Source organism: Micromonospora acroterricola (assembly GCF_003172955.1).
Classification (GTDB): domain Bacteria; phylum Actinomycetota; class Actinomycetes; order Mycobacteriales; family Micromonosporaceae; genus Micromonospora; species Micromonospora acroterricola.
The window spans coordinates 1-1,835 of the sequence record NZ_QGKR01000017.1 but is presented as its reverse complement, the minus strand read 5'-3'; the positions used below and the strand labels follow the sequence as shown (position 1 = coordinate 1,835).

Below are 1,835 nucleotides of genomic sequence, written 5' to 3'. Positions count from 1 at the left end.
GCCCCGGCCGCCCGCGTCGACCACGCCTGCGCGGGCGGCCGGGGCCTCTGCGTGCTGCTCGACGCCCTGGTCGAGGTGCTCACCGGGGAGAGCGCCACCCGGGTCGCGCCGGCGCCGCGCTCCGCCCGGCCGGCGGCCACCGTCGCGCGGGAGACCGGCTCCGAGGAGTACGCCTACGAGGTGCAGTTCCTGCTCGACGCCCCGGCCGAGGCGGTGGCCGGGATGCGCCGGGCACTGGACGCGCTGGGTGATTCGCTGGTCGTCGTCGGCGACGGGCGTGAGCCGGAGGGCACCTGGAACGTGCACGTGCACGTCAACGACGTCGGCGCGGCCGTCGAGGCGGGAGTCGCCGCCGGCCGCCCGTACCGGATCTCGGTGACCCGTTTCGCCGACCAGCCGGAGCCGCCTCCCGGGCCGGCCCCGGACGGCCGGGCCGCCGTGGTGGTGGCCACCGGCGTCGGGATCGCCGGGCTGTTCGCGGCGGAGGGCGCCACGGTGGTCCCGGGCAGCCCGTCCACGGGAGAGCTGCTCGACGCGGTGCGCAGCACCGGCGCGGCCCGGGTGGTCGTGCTGCCCAACGACCCCAACACGCAGGCGGTGGCGAGCGCGGCGGCCCGCGAGGCACACCGCTACGGCATCAAGGTGAGCGTGGTGCCGACCCGCTCGCCGGTGCAGGCGCTGGCCGCCCTCGCCGTCCGCGACGGCACCCGCCGCTTCGAGGACGACGTGATCGCGATGGCCGAGGCGGCCGGCGCCTGCCGCTACGCCGAGGTCTGCCACGCCAGCCGGGAGGCGCTGACCGTCGCCGGGCCCTGCCGCCCCGGCGACGTGCTGGCCCTGGTCGAGGGTGAGGTGCACCTGATCGGCACCGACCTGACCGACACCTGCGCGGCCGTGGTCGACCGGATGCTCGGTGGCGGCGGCGAGCTGGTCACCCTGCTGGCCGGGGTGGACGCGCCGGCCGGGCTCACCGATGCCGTCCGCGCGCACGTCGCGCGGCGCTGGCCGTTCGTCGAGGTGCAGGCGTACCCGGGCGGCCAGCCGTATTATCCGCTCCTGGTGGGGATCGAATGAGCGAACCGGCCACGGTGGACACCCCGCTGAAGAAGCTGGTCGGGGAGAAGACGGCCAAGGCGCTGGCCGGGCACCTCGACCTGCACACCGCGGGTGACCTCGTCTACCACTTCCCGCGCCGCTACGACGAGCGTGGCGAGCACACCGACATCCGCTCTCTGGACGTCGGCGAGCAGGTCACCGTGCTGGCCCAGGTGCAGCGCACCGCGGTGCGCCCGATGCGCCAGCGCCGGGGAAACCTGCTGGAGGTGACGGTCGGCGACGGCTCCGGCGGGCTGCTGACGCTGACCTTCTTCGGCAACCAGGCGTGGCGCGAACGGGAGCTGCGTCCGGGCCGGTGGGGATTGTTCGCGGGCAAGGTCACCGAGTTCCGGGGCAAACGCCAGCTCAACGGTCCGGAGTACGTCCTGCTCGGCGAGGGTGGCGACGGCGAGGCCGCGGTCAGCGACGAGATCGAGGAGTTCGCCGGCGCGCTGATCCCCGTCTACCCGGCCGCGGCCGCGGTGCCGACCTGGGTGATCGCCCGCTGCGTGCGGGTCGTGCTGGACACCTTCACCCCGCCGGAGGACCCGGTGCCGGCCACGGTGCGGGCCAGCCGCAACCTGGTCGGGCTCGGCACCGCGCTGCGCGAGATCCACCGGCCGAGCAGCAAGGAGGAGCTCTACCGGGCACGGCACCGGCTCAAGTGGGACGAGGCGTTCGCCGTCCAGCTGACCCTCGTGCAGCGCAAGCACCGGGCCGCCGACTGGCCCGCCCGACCC

Annotated in this window: 1 protein-coding gene and 1 pseudogene; both read left to right on the top strand. The window is 75.5% G+C overall.

Going from position 1 to position 1,835, the window contains the following annotated elements:
- The coding region (locus tag DKT68_RS00125; RefSeq protein WP_109815418.1) for a DAK2 domain-containing protein at nucleotides 1–1,074 on the top strand (1,074 nt) is incomplete at its 5' end.
- Nucleotides 1,071–1,835: pseudogene (locus DKT68_RS00120) on the top strand (ATP-dependent DNA helicase RecG); the annotation flags it as partial. The gene DKT68_RS00125 and the pseudogene DKT68_RS00120, both read left to right, overlap by 4 nt.